Raw genomic sequence first — 18,213 nt, forward strand, 5'->3', positions numbered from 1 at the left:
TGCGGGCGATGCAACCATTTCACTTTCCGCCATAACCAGCACTTTGCTTTTTCTTTGGCTGCCACGTCCCCGTTTTAAGGGCTTATCTTTTTCTGCTTCGGGGGCTCTGTGGAAAAATAACTTTCGTCCAGTTTATTTATTTCTTATGAACTGCAAAATTACTACTTTTATTTCAATTCGGTTACAATATCAGGAAAACACCTTCGGCACTTTTCTGTTATCGTGAGGTACGCTGTTTTTCTTAGCTTGCACCCAACGGTTACGTATATGAAACGTTTGGCATTTCGAAGCTCTGCCCTATCAGTTACAAGTACTTTTGATACGGGCTAAAACGCTCGATAACTCACTGATTTCCAAATGTTTTGTATACGATGTTGTGTGCTGCCCTTCTTTTATTTTATTTTGTCTATCAGTCATTTAGTGTCTGTTTTTGCCGTGCGGTGGCTTGGTGGCTCTTTTGCATTTTTCGTTTGGCTTTGAGTGTTGGAAAAAATGCAAATGTGCCACCAAAAGCGTAGGAATTATATTTTTTCAATTTCTGTTACTTTCCATTTGTCGCCTGCATAAATTGCTCTTGCATTTACTCTGCAATCATCAGTTATGTTGTGTTTCTCTAAAAGATATTTTGGAACGTAGTAATCTCCAATAAATGCAAAGTCAGGACGATCCTCATCATAATTTTTATATTTCATTTCCATAATTCCTGTAATGTCTTTTCGTAAGTTTGGATTTGTTTCTTCTGTCAACTCAATCGATAAGATTTTCACTCGTAGTTTTTTGTCTTTGTCTGTTTTTGTAGCGAATGAAAGTTTGATAAAGTCGCCTTCGTTTGGTCGTAGGTTAGTTTCTGTGAATTTTACAATTCCTTGTAACTTGGAAGAAATTACAAAGTGAAATAATTGTTTTTGTTCGTTTACTCCGTCAACGATAGCAATTTGAGTTTGGAATTTTGATATAACAGAATTTTTGTCAATTTTCTGAATTTGCCGCAATTCTGTTCGGTCTTCGTCTTTTACTTTTTTTGTGTAACTCTTTGCTCTTAGAAAATCTCCAATCTGTAGTTCACTTTTGATTTGAGGAAAAAAGACTTCTTTGTTCTCTGTTGTAATTGCGTGAATGATGTTTTTTTCTTTGTTGATGTAATCAACAATAGCAAAAGTATCTTCCAAAATCTCCCAATGTTTTTTTTCTGATTTTTCCACAATAAGTGGAATATACTTGTATTCTGTAACAACAGTTTTTCCATACCGAGCGAATTTTGCTTCAACTTCTTTTTTTATTTCTTGTTTGTGAAGTTTAAATTTAAAAATTTGTCCTAATTCCGATTGTCTTAAAACTTCAAAACGATTTTTCCCGATTGCAAATTCTATTGTTTTACCGTCAGTAAAAGTCAAACGTTCTTTTCCTTTATTGTCCTTCCATTTATCCGCTAAAACAACTTCCTTCCAATTAAAATCAGCATAAGCAAAGTTTTCAGCAAAAGGAATATATTTTTTGTATAGTTTCCAATTATCTTTTAAATTTTGTTTAACTGGACTTGCCTTTTGTTGTAATTCATCAAAAATTGAAGAAAGTTTCCAACCTTTTATCTCCCGATGTTTCTTGTATGCTTCAAGTTCAATAAGTGCATTTTCTAATAGATTTTCATCAATTAATGCTTTTGCTAAATCTAAATGAATGTCTCCTAGAAAATCTTCGTTTTTTTTCTAAACTCAATGCTTTTGACAACATTCCAATTTTTAAAGAATTATCAGAAATAATACAGTCTGAAAACTCATGCCAAACGTAATGTTTGTCTGCAAGTTCCAAAACAAGGTGTTTATAGATTTTGATAGCTAATTCTAATTCGTTGTTTTTGAAGTGTAATAAGGCTTTTTCTCTCAGTAACCATTCATCATCGGGAAATAATTTGATAGCTTTTTCATAAGGCTGTATTAGCCAAGATAAATTCTGTTCAGATGTTTGAGTTTTCAGAACTTCAAAAGCCTTTTTAATTGCTTTTGTTGCTAATGGTTTGTAAGTGTGTTCGTCTTTTTTTGTTTCTTTCCAATCTTCAGTTCTTAAATTTTCTGGATTCCAATTTTTGAAAAAATTTAGAAAACGCCATTCGTCATTTTCTTCCATAAACCTTTCAGCAAGATTTAAAATTTCAGAATGCCATTTTGATTGTCCGTGTTTGGAATAATTGTTATTATATTTCTCAAACAAATTCCACAATTCGGAAAATTTATTTTCCTTGTGAGCATTGAAAATATTCCAAAAAATGATTTCTCTGAAAAAGTCTAAAACGATTTCTTTGCTTAGGTCAATTTTACTTAAAAATTCTTCAATGTTTATTTCGGTGTTTGAATTTACAAACTCTCTACAAATGCGTGAAATAAGCGAAGGAATATTTTTTCCATCTTTATATCCATCGTGCAAATCCTCGTATCGAAGATTGTCGGGATTCCATAAAACGAAGAAATTGTAAAACTTAAAATCGCTGTGAGTTTTAGAATATTTTAGGGCAAAATTTAAAATCATAGAATGAAGCATTGACGGTCTTTCATTCTTTAAGTTCATATAATCTCTCAAAAATGTTCTCACTTCAACAGATGATAGATTGCTTTCTTCAGCTTTTATGTGTCTGTAAATTACCCAACCGTAGGATTCGTGATGTAATTCTGTAAGTTTGTTTTGAGAAATTAGATTTTTGAAAATTGTTAATGCTTCCTGATTTTTTCCGTTTTTACTTAGTTCTTCGGCTTGTTGTATTTGAGCATAGTTCTTGTCAATTTTGGATTTGAGAAAATGAATCTGCTTTTTAATGGTTTCAACAAACTCATCTTCGTATTCAAATTGAATACTTGACAATTGATTGAAATAAGTTTGTGCCTTACTAAGATTTTGTTCTGAAATAAACTTTTTACATAAATCTATCAATACCCAAGAAAATGCTTTATTTATGTCATCATCAGCAAAATCTTGCTGATAAAGACTTAGAACCAACTGATAAGCATCTTCGAGTTTTCCTTCTTTTCTCAAAGCATATATTGGTGCGGAAGGACGTTCTTCTCTATAATTACTATTTACTCTGTTATTCCAAGACATATTTTTTTGATTATTGCCACTAGTATATCAGAAGATTTCTCCAAAATTTCGATTTTTGAAAAAAATCCTTTTGTGTGATTGTTTTCACTTGTGCCGTACCAAACTCTAAAAGTCAAATCGTCTTTTTCAGAAGTTGCACGAAAAACATCTTGATTTTTATGGCTTTGTATTATTTTAAGGCTAATGCTTTCATTATTGCAACTTTCTATCCAGGCAGAATAAATTTCTTCTCGAAAATCTCTTGGTAATTCAGGGTTGTTATCTGATGAAGTAATGGTTTGTTTTTGCTCAAAACAACCTTCAATGCACGATTTTATAATTATTTCATCTGCACCATTGAGGTTTTCAATACGCATATTGCTAACAGCAAAATTATCTTTTGAGCCTTTGTTGTCTATATTTAGAATCAATTGTTTATTTTTACATTGAGGGATAGAGTAAAGTGCTTTTGTCAAGTATTCAGAATACTTTTTTGAACTTTCAAGTAAATATCCATTTTGTTCCAATAATTTTGAAATTTCACAAATAGTACCTATTACATTTTGGTTTTCAATTGATTGAACCTTATTTGCATATTTTGTTTCAACTTCGTAATTTTCAAAAATGAGGAATTGTTTTGATTTTATGGAAACGCCACTTGCAGAAATGTCTTCGAATACACAATCCATAAAAGGATTTATTTTTTGAGGCGAGGTAATATTGACAATTTTACCTGTTGTGATTCCACTATACAACCAACGGAAGTAACTATCATTTGTGATACCATCATTTTCTTTACGGTGTCCTTTTATAATTATTTCGTTATAATTCGAACCGATTGCTTTATGAACAGTTATTGCCCAACCGTATTTAACAAAAACAGCATTTACAAATGGGTCAGAATCCTTGATTTGAAAAAATAGTTTCTTTGAATATTTCTTGTAGTAGTTAGAGAGCAAACTTCTGGAATTTCTACTCGTTTCAACTTTCTCTTTCTTTTCTTTTGGTAAATTGTAGTTCTTGATGAGTGTTTTTATGGCTTCTTTTTCTTCATTTGAAAGCAAGAAATATTGGTTATCCTCTAGTAATTGCTTATACTCCTGGCTGTTTTCAAATTTTTTCTTTTGTTTTTCATCGTTAATTTTTGCATTTATAAAAACTCTGAAAGCAATTTGCTCTTCTTTTGTTAAATTATCTTCACCATTAAAATAATTGTCCAAAATCCATATGTCAGTTTCCGGTGAACCTACCAAACTCAAACATTTTACCTTTATTTTGGTAAAAGATAAGATTATAGGTTTTTCTGATTGACGAATTTTAATTGGTTCCTGCTGAGATTCTTTAATAACAAGCACGGTTAAAAACATTCCGTTTACAATTCTTCTTGGAATTTGGAACCCACTATCATCTGGAATAGAAATATTGTTATTTACGATTAGTAAATCACCTATTCCCAAACTTTCTCCATTTCTCAAACATTGTTTTTTAATCCACTTGTTAGTTTTCAAGCAATCCTTTTTCGAATAGAATAAAACTGCATTATCAGGTTCATTAGAAAACGCCTTAGAAAACCACAATTGTAAATTTTGAATTCTTTGGTTATCGTCTTGTAAGTCAATTAAAGTAGTTTCATCAAAACTATAATTCAAAATATTGAAAAGCGATTTTTCAATGCTTGTTGCTAAATCAGTTCGTAATTTTTCTTTTCCATCTGAATATTTGTTGTCTATTTGTTTACGGAAGTATTTAATTCTATCTTTATCGTATAATTCCGACAAGGTTTTCAAATTTAATGCGGAATCTTCATCTTTTCCAAATGTTAAAGAATAAGGGTCGCCTATAAATACAATTTTTCGATTGCTTTCAGGATTAAGAAATTTAATAATATCTTCAAGTAAACGACCAGAACCAAAACGCAATAATTCAGATTGACTTAAACTGCGACTTACTAAATGAGCTTCGGTAATAATAACCAATGCTTTTTCGTCAATATCTTTGCTTGATTTTAAAGGAATAACTTCCAGCAACTCTTCTTCTTGTTCCTCTTTGTCCGAATCTTCATTTTGTCCTTCAATATCAGAACCGCCATAAATAACACTGTAAATTCCTTCTGTTTCTATATTGCTCCGTCTTTGTATTTTCTTACTAATTCTTGCTGAATGTGACCATTTTTCAATTTGGGGAATATTGTGATTCACTGCTTCGTTTGTAATAAATCGCAACCAAGAATCTCTATCTTCAGCATTCATAGATTCTAAAACAAGAATTCCACCATTTTCTTCCTTGAGAAAATCAACAATATTTTTTTCAACTTCAATGTCAATTTCAGTTATCTGCTTTTCAATGATTTGTTCATTGATAGGAATTTCAATGTTTTTAATCCATTTTTCGGCAGGAAAAATGCTTTTTAAAACTTTTGCAATTTCTTCTGTGTACGAGTTTTCACTTGCAAAGTCGTAAAGAAAATTACCTAAATCTGATTCTTGAGTAAGTTTGTAATAGGGTAAATTTCTTGGAACTTCATTATGAATTTCAATTGGTCCAGAAAATATATTTGCGATACAGACTCTTGCTGGGTTTATTCCGTCTAAATATTTGTTTTTCTCAACTAATTCTCTAAAAGCATTGCGATAAAAAACCAATTGTCTAAAAGGATTAATAAAGCTCGCACCTGCCTTTATTTCTAATCTACTTCTGTCCTTTGGACTTTCATTATGCCACTTTGTTGAATGAAATTCATTTTCATTTGGAGGTAATTTGATTATTCCTTTGTAATCTTTGAAATCAATCAATATAAGTCCATTATTGTAGTATAAAATGGCATCTGCTCGAAAACGAGAATATGATTCATTGAATGGATTTCCAATCAATAAACCATTATAACCTAACTTATCAAAAGTTGTTTCAATAATATCAACAATCCTACGAAACTGTTCATTTTCGTGGGTATGTACTGTTCTATTATTTAATATTTCAAGCATTATCAAAGTCTATTTATTGTCGTGTGCGTTGAGGCAAAAGCAAATGTGCTGCATTGAATTGGCTTTGAGCGTAGAGATGCAACTCTTTTGATTTTGCTGAAGCGTTGGCATTTTGTCTTTCATTTTTCTGTTCGTTATCTGACGGTCGTGTCGTTTTTTATGCTTGCCCATAACGGTTGGCGGTATGGTTAGTTGCCGATTTCGAAGCACTTTCCTGTCAAGTTACAACTACTTTTGATACGAGCTGTGCCGCTCGAATACCCACTGCACCGGCAATTAACTATACCGCGTGTTACCGGGTCGTTGTTCTTCTTTCAATTTCGTTAAGTTCATTTGTCAATAGTCGTTTTGTCTCGTTAATACTGTCTTTTTTTAATGGGACGCCTAAGATAAATATTGTATTTGTCACTTCATTGATGCCGTTTTTATACTGAATGCTTTTTATTTCGATTCGGTCAGATGGATAACACAAGAAACCAAATTTAAAATCTGTCTTACTGAATGATGAGTAAGCCATTATTTGGTGTAAGTCGTGTCTGTGGTCTTCTTTCAGAACTTCACTTTGGTCAAACTTGTTATATAAATTAGATTTGTATTTGGCATCAATAAAAACCAAAACATTTTCTTTTTGAAAAATTGCGTCCGGCTCGATGTGTTTGAGTTCCCAGGAGTAATGCTTCGATGTCCTAGAATGAAACTTAAAGTTTGAATAAAGCCGTCCACCAGTCTCTTTTGCAGCTTCTTTGAAAATATGTTGAATAAATTTCTCGAATACATCTGAAAAGTCTACCCGCCACGCGGTACTGTCTATAAGGTTAAAGTTTAAAATCTTATTGGCTTGTTCCTTGCAGGCTTTCACGGTTGGACTATCGGAAAATCGGATTGTGACCTTATTGGTTGCTTTTGGTTTATGATGATATAAACGTTCTTCGAGGAAACTTAATTTTGTTCGCAAAGTGTTCTTAATTCTCTGGGGTGTATTGGCTGAAAGTAGTTCACTTTTACAAATGTCAAAGACATATCTAATTTCCGAATATTCAGAATGAAACTCACTCAACACATTTGTTCTTGCCGGAAATTTTAATCTATTTTCTACTTTGAATTCTTTGTTTATATATTTTGTCCAATTTATTTGACCAGTAGGCTGGTTTGATACTTTTTCAATATTGTCAAACTTTCTCCACGGTCTCATTGTCAATTTTTCAAGAGCTGCTATAAATTTCACAGCCTCCAAATACAATGGCGGTCTGAAATTCTTACCTGATGCCAATGGTAAGCTACCAATTACCTCTGGGCTAATTTCAGTTCCAAGCAGATTAAGAATTTCAATATAGTCTTCAAATCTGTCACGCCCGGTAAACCGAGGCATAACAACGAAATCACCGATTTGCTTTCCAGTGTCAGAAGCTCTCAATGGAATTGAACCAATGAAACCAGATGAACGGAATGTTAGTGCTGTACTTTGGTCGGAGCCAATTATATATGGTTGAACACCTAGGAATTTAAATTGCTCAGAGTTATAGTCAATAAATTTCTGAAGATATTGCCCAATAATCCTTTTATCTGCTGACTTGAACCACTTTTTTTGCAAAGCAACTCCACCTAACTGTTTTGATTGTTCAGTTAGGCAAGGAATTTCGCAAAAAACATCTAATGGCTTTGTCATTCGAAAAGAGATAGGTTTATTCTGGTCGAGAAATAGTTATTAAACTCTTCTTTAGCATTTCGCAAAAGACCTTCTTGTAAATATTCTTTAATCAAAGGGAATATTTCATAACGAATACGATTTTTCATTTCGTCTTCAGAGTTAGCGATGAAGTAGCCTTGTCCAGGTTGCAAGGTTAGTTCAGTGCTTGAGGCATACCAGTCAAATATTTCTTGAATTCTACTAAAGTCTTCAATAAAAAACTGTTTTGATTTAATCGCTTTGGGCTTGAGTGTGTACCAGGCAAAACGTCTTCTTAGTGCAAAATCTACAACGGCCAAGCTTCTGTCGGCAGTGTTCATTGTGGCAATTACAGAAAAGTTGTCAGGTAATTTGTTCACTTTGAAATTGGGTGCAATTTCAATCTCAACATTCGAGACATCCATTTTATGTTCGAAAAGGTAAAAGATAGGCCCCAATACATTTGAGAGATTAGCCCTGTTTATTTCATCAATGATTAGGATTACTTTTTCGCTTTTGTGGTCAAGAGCATATTTTAATGCCTCTGAAAAACTACCGAGATTTTCTTTGTATCTCAGTTCTTCGTTGGCTGTGTCTGGTCGAATACCAAAAATAAAATCAGAGAAACTTGTCTCCGCGTGAAATTGAGTGAAGAATGTTTTAGCTCCTATTTTTTCTGCAACACTTTTTGCAGTTCTTGTTTTGCCAGTTCCGGGAGGTCCTTGAAGAACGATATACTTTCTTTCGTTTAAAAGATTCTTCACCTCTTCTGATTCATCAATTGTATCTGTTTTTAAAAATGGTTCTAAGGCCTCTGAGACTGCTTTTCTATGGTCTTTGTTGGAAGGCCAATCTCTAAGTTTAGCATAACCAGCTACAAAGGCTGCAATAATCTGTTTTCCTATTTCGCTTTCTGGGTCGTCAACTATTTGGCAGGTCGGTAAAACTTTGGTGTAAGTTTTAATCGTGTTTTTTATGTGCTGTAAGTCTAGGCTACCAGTGATTGATTTTGGTAGACTAGTTTCGATATCTGAAAAGTCAGATTTGCAAAATCCTCTTTCGTCAGTCAGCTTTGAAAATAATCTTCTAAGTCCAGGATAGGTTGCAAGTTCGTAGTCATTCTTGAAACCACTAGAACCAATTCCAAGACACACTAACCAAGGTTTGTTTTGGTCGTTTGGAAAAATCGTTAAGGAAAAATCGTGAAAGGGTCCAGACGCTTCTTCCTCTGGATGTATAAAGCCAAAATAAGCTCCGTTGTCTTTGAGTGCTTCTTGTCCGGTGTTGTTTCGTTCAACATAAGGCTTGTTGAATTCGTTGTCTGTTTTGGCACCGAATTGTTCTGCTTTTTCTTTTATGAATTGTCTAATATTTTCTATGCTCATATTTCTTGTTTGAATGTCGTTTTACAATGCCCGGTAACGTATTATTTACGTAACAAATATACAACATTCGTATATGTTAAACTTATAACATTCGTATATTATTTTATGTCTAATTCTTCAAAGACGGGATATATGTCAATAAATCAATTTAATAAATCGGAAGATCTGACTAAAAAAATATTTGTATTTACGAATGTTTTGCTATATTTGCAAAAAACAAAACACTATGCAAATTGAAACGTTATTAGCCGATTATGAAAGGAAGTTGATACTTCAAAGATATAGTAAAAACTCTATTCTCAACTACAAAAGTGCAGTAAAAAACTTTCTGCAAATTGCCGAAAAAAAATTCGACAATCCGGATGAGTTTGGTGTAGCTGAAATAGAAAAGTATGTATTTTGGAAAATTGATAAACATTCCGTGAGCCATTCATACCAAAGGATGATAGTAGCATCAATAGATAAGTTTTACCAATTGGTGGTTGGTGTGAATCTGAATCTGAAACATCTGTACCCTTCCCGCAAAACACATGCATTGCCGAAATACTTAAGTATGAATGAAGTGAAGAGAATGATTGATTCAACAACCAATCAAAAGCACAAGTGTATTATTAAACTTCTGTATGGGTGTGGGTTACGTTTGAGTGAGTTATTAAACCAGAGAATTACAGATATAGATTCCGGCAATATGGTTGTTCATATTAGAAATTCAAAAGGAAACAAAGGCAGGGTTGTTATGCTTTCTTATCAATTATTACAAGATTTGAGGGTGTATTTCTTTAAATATAAACCCAAAGATTATCTGATAGAGGGACAAGGAGGTGGACTGTATTCCGAAAAAAGCGTGCAAAATGTGGTGAAAGATGCAGCTGTGAGAGCCGGAATCAAAAAACAGGTAACGCCGCATATATTGCGACACAGTTTTGCCACCCATTTACTTGAAAACGGCACTGATATCAGGTACATTCAGCAATTATTGGGGCATTCATCCGTCAAAACGACAGAGATTTACACGCATATAACCGATATTTCCAAATCAAAAATTAAAAGTCCTTTGGAGTTTTTATGACTATCAGGCATTTAAGTTTATACACATAGAATTATCTTCTCGCAACGGTGAGGTTGAAAGAGGAGGTTTTGCTTAGACAAGTTTGCTTGTTAACGGTTGGGAACTTTGCGTATTTCATATTTCCAGCAAAAACGGTTTAGCCACCATTTTATTTTTTCTCACAAGAGAGGTATTGACAAATGTTGTGTATTTCGATTTTTCTATGCCATAACTTACGTAAACATGTCCGAACAAATGGGTATTTTGGGCGAATTTTCTGTACGGCTTGCAGCAACACAGACCCATTATTTTCAACCGAGAGGGGCCGCAAGAAGCGGTTCCGAAACCGCCTGCTGGTGCTGCTTGCCTCTAAGCAATTGCACTTACAATTGCTTTATCATGACATAATCTTCGCTGTTTTCTTTTACGACGGTGAAACCCAATTGTTGGTACCACCTTGCCGCATAATTTGCTTTCTGAACGGAAAGAGAGGTGTGCGTGTAGCCTTTTTCTTTGAGGTAGCGAAGCATTTCCTGCATCATCGCCGTTCCGATTCCTCGGTTTCTGTATTCCGGATAAAGCGATATGGAGAGGGAGGGAGTCTGGTCGTCGACATGGCCGTAATCGTTCATCATACGCACCCATACGGCACCCACGACCGTTCCGTTTACTTCGGCAAGCAGCGCGTGGTCGTGGTCGTACGCGCCGAAGTTGCGAATATAGAGCTGCAGGTCGGGATGCTCGATAATCGACCTGTCGGGCGGCGTTACCCCTTCGGGGATGAAAATCGCTTCATAAAGGAAATCTTCCAACAAGTCCTGTTCGCTCTCTTCAATTTTTCTGATTCTGTATTTCATAGCGTATCGTTTTTATCTTGATAAACTCCATCAGCAAGGAATAGTTTTGAACTTGTGAGTGACACTCACAAGTTGATTGTTTTCGGCAATCCGTCTGTATTTATTCGCTATCTTCATGCTTTTTTTGCACGAAATACACCCAAATATTACCGCAAGAATACTGCAACCTATCAGAATGAGAAGCGCATGGCGATGCGGATCCCGTGCTTCTGAATATCGGGATGATCGAGGTAGCTCAGTCGACGGTAGTAATTGATTTGCAGGACGCGCAAAATATTTTCTACTCCTACGCTGAACTCCAGATACGGCTTGTTTCCGAATGCCTGCGAGCCTTCGGGGAAGACGAACAGTCCGTAGCGTTTGTCCGGATTGTTCTTGTCGCTCAGGCTACCCCATACGCCACTGATCGAAGCTACCTCACGCAGTTGCAAGAGGTTGATAAGCGGTATGCGGTTCAGAATCCATCCTTTCAGATGGTAAGAAGCCTCGAACGAGACGTACTGATCGGCCAGAAACTCCATGGGATTCATCAGATGGAAAGCTTCGGGCTGAATGGTGATCGCTTGGTTCGTATTCGGCATGATGAGCAGCGGGAACGGCACTTCGTCCCATACTTTTCCGCCTTTCAGGTTAGCATCGATATGTCCGAACGATGACAGCCAGATACGTTTGCTCACACTTACTTCCGTCCGGTTGTAGCGGTATTCTCCTCCGAGCAAGCCATTGAACCCGATTTGGTGCGAGAGTTTGAAGACCGGAGCATCTTTCGACAGATTTAACGCCGAGCTTTTTCCCAGACGACTGTTGTACGCCCGTTCGCCCGGAGCAAAGCGCAACTGAGCGCCCCATTCTACGGTGGTGATGTCTCTCAGACGAAGGTAGATGTCGTCATCTTTATGAAGAATATACCGCAGCGTTCCTGTCGCTTCGTTATTTTGGTGTTGCATCCATGTTTTGATGCTCAATCCGTTGAGCCATTCTTTTTCGTATTGGAGGCGCGTTTTGCGCAGGTAGTTCATGTGATGATTCGATTTACCAACCTTCCATGCTACGAAGACATTATCCTTACTCGTGAAGAGAAAATCCTGTCCCGGTGTGTACAAATCGTATTCGTGCAGGAAAGACAGGTTGTTGACGGGCGATTCCTTTTCGTGATATTCTTTTTCGTTGAAGCTGTACGTCACTTGTCCGCTGTATTTCCATCTACGGTCGTTCATACCATAGGCCGCGTATCCTCCGAAGAACAGATGCGGATGAAGGTTAGCCGTCGTCATCGCTCCGGCACGAATGCGGAAGCCTTCAACCACGTTCGAGCTGAACGTCGTATTCATCGGGCCGAAGTCGAGTTTATTCTTCGTATGTTCGTTGTTGATCGGGATATAGCCTGAGATCAGGATTTCGACCGTTTTAAGAAAAACGTTGAATACGGGTACTTCTCTTAACTGATCGAGCAGATGTTCGATGGCATTCTCTTTCTCTTTCAGCGGGACATGACGGTTATTCACCCAAAACGAGTCGGGGCGTGCCAGATGTCTGGCCAATGGCGTATGTACTTTCCCCAGCAGTCCGAAGATCGAGTCACCGTTCATGACGGGCGAATGATAATCGGAATAACTGCGAAGCTGATGCGCGTAAATCTGCTGTCCGCCGTCGATAAAATAGAAAACGACATACGTGTTATCCTTATCCAGCTCCCACAACCCGTCTTCACGCCGTTTAAATTCCTGATCGATACGCAAATCTTTGACGTAATTCAGGTTGATATGACGGGGCACGTTCAGACGTACTTTTTTGACAGCATACGTACCGTCGAGCGTAATATAAAGTCGTCCCGTAAACCCGTAGCTCTGCGGATTGACCGGTACGAAAGCCAGATCGACGCACTGTTCGCCTCCCACATCGAGCGTATCCATAATATAATACTGATAGTAGGCATTGGCCAGTGTGGACGAGAGCGGACTGACAAAGCGGTTGAGGAGAAACGGGATATTATTGTCGAAGACATCGATGCCTTTGAGGATTTCTTCGAGATTGGCCGAGATCGTACCGTATTCGTCGAGTGTCTGGTCTACGCCCTGCTGCCGTTGCGCCTTGACGATAATCTTTTCCGTCTTCGGACTTTTCCGGTAATAGATGTCGGAGATTTTTTCGCGCAGTGAGAGCGTCAGAATCGGTTTGCCGTCGATCTCGGACGAGTCGAGGTAATTCTTGATGAACTTAAACTTTTTCATTAGTTTATTCTTCTCGAAATCCGCGTCGAACTTATCTAACGACAAGGTCATCTTTTCATAACATTCCGTGTGATATTCGTCCAGTTGCGTGATGCGGTTGCTGTCCTTACGCGCAACCACCTTTTTCATCAACTCGACGGCGGGGTTATTCTTCCGGCTATACTTCTCGCGCTTAGGCTTGACAACGATTTCGGAAATCTGAATCGTCGAGGGGGCGAGCAACACTTCGAGTCCTTCGTTCTTCTGTCCGGCTTTTACTCGGAGGACTTTCGTCGTGTAGCCTACGTATGAGATGGACAGGGTGGTCAATCCCTGATTGTTTTGCAGATTGAAGTTTCCGTCGAGATCGCTGATGCCCCCGATCGAAGAACCTTCGAAGAGCATCGAGACGTAAGGCAACGTTTCGCCCGTAATCGAGTCGCGCACAACTCCCGAAACAGAGGTGATCTGCTGGGCATGCATCACATTCAGCCCAACTCCCGATATGGTAAATACAAGGAAAAATATATATCGTATCGTTTTCTTCATCATTATCTTTAATCCGTTTATTTTTTGGATTTTGAGGCGCAAAGGTAGATATTTTTCCGGGATATCGTTTTTTTAATGTGTAAAATTTGCATGATTATACCTTAATTATGTTTACTTTCGCACATGATTCAAACGGAAATAAAACATTACTGGGCACTGTTCAGTTCGTTTTTTAAGATCGGGGCATTCACGATTGGCGGAGGGTATGTGATGATTCCGCTCATCGAGAAAGAGGTGGTCGAACGTCGCCGGTGGATCGGGCAGGAGGAGTTTACCGAGATGCTGACGTTAGCGCAGTCGTCGCCCGGACCGATTTCCATCAACGCGGCTGTTTTTGTGGGGTACAAGACGAAAGGCTATGGCGGACTGATTGCTACCGTTTTGGGAACGGCTATCCCTTCGTTTGTCACCATTTTACTGATCGCTTTCTTTTTTGCCGACATCCGTACAAACCCCGCGGTTGAGCGTGTCTTTTGCGGGATCCGTCCGGCGGTCGTCGCTTTGATTGCCGTTCCGGTGGTGAATATGCTTAAGAAAAGCGGTTTGAAGTGGGGGATTGTTACGCTGGCGCTGCTCTCGGCCGTTGCGGTTTGGTGGTTCTCTGTTTCGCCGATCTGGGTCATGGCTGTTTCGGGAATCCTCGGGGTGGTCTATCATACGTTCATTGCCGAATCATGATCGATATTTATTTCGAATTGTTTTTCACGTTTTTTAAAATCGGGCTGTTCGGTTTCGGTGGAGGGTACGCCATGCTGTCGATGGTGCAGTATGAAGTGGTGGAGGCGCACGAATGGCTCACGATGGGCGAATTTACCGACATCGTTGCCATCTCGCAGATGACGCCCGGCCCGATCATCATCAACAGCGCTACGTACATCGGTTATACGGCGACGGGGGGCAGCATCGTCGGATCGTTGATCGCCACGTCGGCCGTCTGTTTGCCGGCCATCCTGATCATGGTGCTTATCAGTCGTTTCTTTATGATGTTCAAAAACAACCCCTATGTAAACGGAGCATTGCTGTGGATGAAACCGGCAGCCATCGGGTTGATTGCCGCCGCGGCACTGCTGATGATGAACGAACATAATTTCGTAGACTATCGCAGCGTGCTGATCGCGTTGGCTACGTTTGTACTCGCTTATTTCTTCAAAATGGGTATCATCCGGCTGATTATAATAGCGGGGCTGACGGGCTACCTTGTGTTTTAACAAATTTATTGTATCTTTGGCGGTACTAAAAAAGAAAAGATTATGCTTACGAAAATGCTGGATGAAGTTCAAGTGCAACGCTTCCGAAATTATATCGACAAAGCGGAACGGTTTGTGTTGATGGCTCATGTTTCGCCCGACGGCGATGCCATCGGTGCATCGCTGGGGATGTATCACTTTCTGACGGAAATCGGGAAAGAGCGGGTCAGTGTGATTGTGCCGAACGAGTTTCCCGACTTTCTCAAGTGGATGCCGGGCACGGACGATATTCTTGTTTACGAACGTTATCCGGAATACGCTCAGCAATTGATACGCGAAGCGGATGTGTTGTTCAATATGGATTACAACGAGCCGAAGCGTGCCGGCAAGCTGGCACCTTTTATCGAAGCGGCCGAGGGACGTAAGGTGATGATTGACCATCATCCGAATCCGGGCGATTTTTGCCGTCTGGTGATTTCGTATCCGATCATGTCGTCGACGAGCGAGCTTGTGTTTCGCCTGCTTTGCGCCATCAAATCGTACGACGATATCAATAAGGAGGCGGCCGAATGCCTCTATACGGGCATGATGACCGATACGGGGGCTTTTACGTACAACTCGAACCGGGCGGATATTTATGCCGTGGTCAGCGAACTGATCAAAAAAGGGATTGACAAGGACGAAATTTACCGCAGGGTGTATCAGGTTTATTCCGAATCGCGGATGCGCCTGATGGGCTATACGATGAACGAGAAAATGAAAGTGTATCCGGAGTTGAGAACGGCGCTGATCACGTTGTCGTTGGAGGAACTGAAGCGCTATGCGTACGTTACGGGCGATACGGAAGGGTTCGTGAATATGCCGTTAAGCATCGACGGAATCGAATTTTCGGTATTTATCCGCGAAGACGGCGAACAGATCAAGATTTCGTTACGCTCGGTCGGTGATTTTCCGTGCAATCGCTTTGCCGCAAACTACTTCGGCGGCGGCGGACACAAAAACGCTTCGGGCGGCGAATATTACGGTACGCTCGAGGAGGCTGTCCGGACGTTCGAACGCGGATTGGCGGAATTGAATCCGGCGGTCTTTGCCGACAGCCCCCGATAAGGGATCAATAAAAACGGAACGTTATTTTTTCGTAATAGAGCGGAATACCTCTGTTTAGCTGGTCCTCGCTTCCCACCTCGAACGGAATAATCATTCTGACGGTGGAACGATCGCCGACGTATCTCAGCGCCACTTCGAGACTTGTACTGAAATAGTAATAGTATGCGCTCTGTCTGTTTGTTTTGTGTTGATGCAGAACCATATCGGCACGTCCGTACGTAAACTCGAACGGCACGGATTTGTTGTCAAAAAAGTTGAAGCTCGTCGTGTCTTTTTTGAAGAAATTCCGGCCGCTGAATCGCATGAGTACCTCGGTTTTCCGGAATTGCGCGCGCTGGCCGTTTCCCGAATCGACGACATGGATATATACGCCTTCGTCGGTGAGATAAAACTGTTTTTCGCCGAATACGCCGTTGGCCGGATATTTGCGCAGCACCTCAATCCCCTGACTGCTGATAAATTGTTCGATTGCTTTTTTCTGTTCCTTCTTCATCTTCGGATACGAAATCCTGTCCTTGTCGCACGACGAAAGACAAACCGAGGCCAGAAGAAGCATTGCCATAAAAATCTTCGTTTTCATCCTTTTTTTCTGAAAATTGGATGCAAATGTAGGGAATATCCCGTAGTTTTCGGTTGAATATTCATATTTTAACGTGCACGCCACGGAAGAAGAAAAGTTTTTTAATTGTCAGCTGTTCATGGTTATGGGAAAGTGAAAAACGAAGAACGAAAAGTTAATTGTTAATGGTTATTTTCGGGTATATGATTCGGCGTGTACCATGCATAACCATTGTTCATTAACCATTAACAATTAATTTAAATCAGGCTTACAGCCCTCTTTGGGGGGATTGCTTTTTTTCTCCCAACGCTACGCATTGGGCTGAATTAACGCGCCCCTTCGGGGCTTTCTTTGAATTGTCAATGGTTCAATAGTTGTTCGGTTAACAAACATTTAAACGAGCAAACGCCCGGCTTACAAGGGCTGAAAGCCCGATGTATTTCAGCCCCATCCCGCGAGGGTGGGGGTGCTGATGCCCAAGCCTTGTTTGGAGGGCTGAAAGCCTGACGTAATATTCATTGTCAATTGTTAATTGGCGTTTGGATAATCAGCGTTTAACGTTTCTAAATAATGAGTACGCCCCGTTCCTTAATGGAGTATCGGGAGCGGAGCGTACTGCGGAAAGCAATTATATTCCCATAAAGGCTTTTTCTTTTTTATGTGTTCTTTTTCGGGTCGTTCTTATAGGCGATGGTGGCGGCTTTCACTAATTCGTGAATGTCGGCGTAGATCATTTCCCATCCCGGCACGTTTCGCATGGCGGTGAGCAGGCCGATGTAATCGCGCAAGGCGCGTTCGAGGCGTCGTCGGATGGCTGAGGCCGAGGGCAGGGTGCGCAAATCGGCGTTGGCTTCGGCCTGTATGGCGTACAAGGCTTCGAACCGTTCTTGGGCATCTTTGAGTTTGCCGAACGAGGTATCGAGGCGGAGCGTCGTCAGCCGCGCGAGGTTTTCGGGTTTTTCGAGGGCTTCGATCAGCTTTTTCATTTGAGCCGATTCTTCGGCGTAATTCATCCGGTCTATATCGAGCCCGAATTGTTCGAATACGTCATACAACGCTTGGGCTTCGATGACGTCGGGCATCGAAGGTAGGTCTTTGTAGCTTTTAAGGAAGAGTTTGAGGCTGCTGAACGCCTTGTCGCGCGTCTCGTCGGCTTCAGCTATTTCCGGTCCTTTTCCGCTGTACGTCAGTTTGGAATAGACCACATCGTAAGGTTTGTACTCGTTCTCTACGGCGAGTAGCAGTTCATGGTTTTCTACCACCTTGTATTGTCCGTTCTTTGACGAAGCGATGATTCGCTCGGCCAGTGTCGCCAAGTTTTTTGTACTGATTTTTTGGAATGTAATTTTCATAGTTTTTCTTATTAAATCAAGTAAAACAATTTGTTGAATGATTCGGCCGCAATATATGCTTTTTTCGAATAAAATGCAAATAAATTACGTTTTTTTGCGACGTCGATGCGCTTTTTTAAGAACTATTCATTCGGGGGAGTTATAAATTGTATTTAATCAGTTGAATATCTTTTTTATCTCCCGCAAGTTGATTGTAATAAATCTGCGTGAAGATTTATCTCCCGCAAGTTGATTGTAATAAAT

Annotated in this window: 13 protein-coding genes and 2 pseudogenes; 4 read left to right on the forward strand and 11 right to left on the reverse strand. The window is 39.5% G+C overall.

Features of this window, described 5'->3' with window-relative positions:
• The 7 genes and pseudogenes from EII41_RS11290 to EII41_RS11315 all read right to left on the reverse strand — a co-directional run.
• Positions 1-134, reverse strand: a pseudogene (locus EII41_RS11290) (IS1595 family transposase); the annotation flags it as partial.
• A 387-nt stretch (positions 135-521) separates the two neighbouring features.
• A complete protein-coding gene (locus tag EII41_RS11295; protein WP_124790669.1) occupies positions 522-1,394 on the reverse strand; it encodes a hypothetical protein in 873 nt (290 codons plus the stop codon).
• Between the two features lie 150 nt (positions 1,395-1,544).
• A pseudogene (locus EII41_RS14790) lies at positions 1,545-1,679 on the reverse strand (hypothetical protein); the annotation flags it as partial.
• Complete coding sequence (locus EII41_RS11300) at positions 1,648-3,090, reverse strand: hypothetical protein (protein ID WP_124790670.1); 1,443 nt, start codon at positions 3,088-3,090, stop codon at positions 1,648-1,650. The gene EII41_RS11300 and the pseudogene EII41_RS14790, both read right to left, overlap by 32 nt.
• Positions 3,069-6,050, reverse strand: coding sequence for a hypothetical protein (locus tag EII41_RS11305; RefSeq protein WP_124790671.1), 2,982 nt, complete (start codon positions 6,048-6,050; stop codon positions 3,069-3,071). The genes EII41_RS11300 and EII41_RS11305 overlap by 22 nt, the downstream gene beginning before the upstream one ends.
• A 292-nt stretch (positions 6,051-6,342) precedes the next feature.
• Positions 6,343-7,716, reverse strand: a complete 1,374-nt coding sequence (locus tag EII41_RS11310; protein WP_124790672.1) for a hypothetical protein — start codon at positions 7,714-7,716, stop codon at positions 6,343-6,345.
• Positions 7,713-9,101, reverse strand: a complete 1,389-nt coding sequence (locus EII41_RS11315; protein ID WP_124790673.1) for an McrB family protein — start codon at positions 9,099-9,101, stop codon at positions 7,713-7,715. Before EII41_RS11315 ends, EII41_RS11310 begins: the two co-directional genes overlap by 4 nt.
• Before the next feature lie 226 nt (positions 9,102-9,327).
• On the opposite strand from EII41_RS11315, the gene xerA reads away from it, so the two are divergent.
• Positions 9,328-10,170 (forward strand): site-specific tyrosine recombinase/integron integrase, encoded by an 843-nt coding sequence (gene xerA / locus EII41_RS11320; RefSeq protein ID WP_124790674.1) that lies wholly within the window; start codon positions 9,328-9,330, stop codon positions 10,168-10,170.
• Between the two features lie 362 nt (positions 10,171-10,532).
• On the opposite strand, the gene EII41_RS11325 is transcribed toward xerA, so the two are convergent.
• Together EII41_RS11325 and EII41_RS11330 are read right to left on the reverse strand one after the other, a co-directional pair.
• Positions 10,533-11,006, reverse strand: coding sequence for a GNAT family N-acetyltransferase (locus EII41_RS11325; protein WP_124790675.1), 474 nt, complete (start codon positions 11,004-11,006; stop codon positions 10,533-10,535).
• Positions 11,007-11,176: 170 nt separating this feature from the next.
• Positions 11,177-13,765, reverse strand: a complete 2,589-nt coding sequence (locus EII41_RS11330) for a DUF5686 and carboxypeptidase-like regulatory domain-containing protein (protein ID WP_124790681.1) — start codon at positions 13,763-13,765, stop codon at positions 11,177-11,179.
• 123 nt (positions 13,766-13,888) lie between these two features.
• Between EII41_RS11330 and EII41_RS11335 the strand changes: the two genes are divergently transcribed.
• The 3 genes from EII41_RS11335 to EII41_RS11345 are packed head-to-tail and all read left to right on the forward strand — an operon-like array spanning position 13,889 to position 16,059.
• Positions 13,889-14,443, forward strand: a complete 555-nt coding sequence (locus EII41_RS11335) for a chromate transporter (RefSeq protein ID WP_124790676.1) — start codon at positions 13,889-13,891, stop codon at positions 14,441-14,443.
• On the forward strand, positions 14,440-14,973 hold the full coding sequence (locus tag EII41_RS11340) for a chromate transporter (protein ID WP_124790677.1): 534 nt from the start codon (positions 14,440-14,442) through the stop codon (positions 14,971-14,973). Before EII41_RS11335 ends, EII41_RS11340 begins: the two co-directional genes overlap by 4 nt.
• A gap of 42 nt (positions 14,974-15,015) precedes the next feature.
• Positions 15,016-16,059, forward strand: a complete 1,044-nt coding sequence (locus tag EII41_RS11345) for a DHH family phosphoesterase (RefSeq protein ID WP_124790678.1) — start codon at positions 15,016-15,018, stop codon at positions 16,057-16,059.
• 4 nt (positions 16,060-16,063) lie between these two features.
• Here the strand turns inward: EII41_RS11345 and EII41_RS11350 are convergent, their stop codons facing one another.
• Together EII41_RS11350 and EII41_RS11355 are read right to left on the reverse strand one after the other, a co-directional pair.
• Positions 16,064-16,639, reverse strand: a complete 576-nt coding sequence (locus tag EII41_RS11350; protein ID WP_124790679.1) for a DUF4827 domain-containing protein — start codon at positions 16,637-16,639, stop codon at positions 16,064-16,066.
• Positions 16,640-17,274: 635 nt separating this feature from the next.
• Complete coding sequence (locus EII41_RS11355; protein ID WP_124790680.1) at positions 17,275-17,970, reverse strand: DUF6261 family protein; 696 nt, start codon at positions 17,968-17,970, stop codon at positions 17,275-17,277.
• Positions 17,971-18,213: the final 243 nt, after the last annotated feature.

The sequence above is a fragment of the Tannerella forsythia genome (genome assembly GCF_003860135.1).
GTDB classification, from domain to species: Bacteria; Bacteroidota; Bacteroidia; order Bacteroidales; family Tannerellaceae; genus Tannerella; species Tannerella forsythia_A.